The 1094-nt window shown below is 64.6% G+C and carries 1 protein-coding gene; it reads right to left on the bottom strand.

Annotation, left to right across the window (positions count from 1 at the left end):
• A protein-coding gene (locus FKV24_RS16530) for an IS3 family transposase (RefSeq protein WP_141483163.1) occupies window positions 1-1094 on the bottom strand; the annotation gives its coding sequence in 2 pieces (ribosomal slippage) (window positions 1-881 and window positions 881-1094; 1095 coding nt annotated over the 2 pieces). This gene is flagged as partial in the annotation.

The following is a 1094-nucleotide window of genomic DNA, read 5'->3' as shown; positions in this document are numbered from 1 at the left end:
TCATTCCTGACAAAGCCCGGGATTGAAGGTTACTGCGTTGTTGGCTTGTTGTGCTCGGTGGTTGGCAGCGAACTGCGATGGCGGGATGCGGCCGCAGCTGCTGTGCGGTCGAACCTCGTTGTAATCACGTCTCCAGTCGGCGATGACGTCACGGGCTTGGGCGAGTGACGTGAACCAATGCTCGTTCAGGCATTCGTCGCGGAACTTGCCGTTGAAGCTCTCGATGTAGCCGTTCTGCATCGGCCGGCCGGGTTCGATCAGCAGGTGTTCGATGCCGTGCTGCTGCGTCCAGGCGATGAAGGCGCGGCTGGTGAACTCCGGGCCGTTGTCGGTGCGCACGGCACGGGGATGGCCGCGGAAGCAGGCCGCCTGATCCAACATGCGCACGACGTAGGCACCGCTGATGCCATGGTCGACCACGATGTCGACGCACTCGTGGCTGAAGTCGTCGGCGACGGTCAGGCACTTCAACCGGCGGCCATTGGCCAGGGCGTCGCTCACGAAATCCATGCTCCAGACCGCGTTAGGCTGGTTCGCCTGCAACAAGGGCTGGCGTTCTACAACCGGCCGCTTGGCCTTCCGGCGACGACGCACGGCCAAGTTCGCCTCGCGGTACAGGCGATAGACCTTCTTGTGGTTCACGTTCGGGAACTCCGGGCGCAGCAAGTCGTGCAGGCGGCGATAGCCGAAGCGCCGGCGCAGCTGAGCCAGTTCGATGATCCGGGCCGACAGCGTCTGTGTGGCAGGTGTTGGGACCGGCTCGTTGCGGAAGGCATCGCGGGATAACCCCGCAAGGCGGCAGGCCCGGCGCTCGCTCAATTTCGTGTGTTCAAGCATGCGCCGGACCGCCTCGCGCTTGCGTTGCGGGGCTAGCGTTTTACCCCGAAGCCGACCTTCAGCGCCTCGATGTCCAGGTGGGCCTCGGCCAGCAACCGCTTCAGCCGGTTGTTCTCAGCCTCCAGCTCCTTCAGTCGCTTGGCATCTTCGGCTTCCATCCCTCCGTACTTGGCCCGCCACTGGTAGAAGCTGGCCGGGCTGAAGCCGTGCTGGCGGGCCAGCTCGGCGACCGCCATGCCGGCCTCGACCTGCTTCAG

Source organism: Marilutibacter maris (assembly GCF_006546735.2).
In the GTDB taxonomy this organism is placed as follows: Bacteria; Pseudomonadota; Gammaproteobacteria; order Xanthomonadales; family Xanthomonadaceae; genus Marilutibacter; species Marilutibacter maris.
Note: the sequence above shows the minus strand (reverse complement) of the source record. Positions and strands in the feature narration are given on the sequence as shown.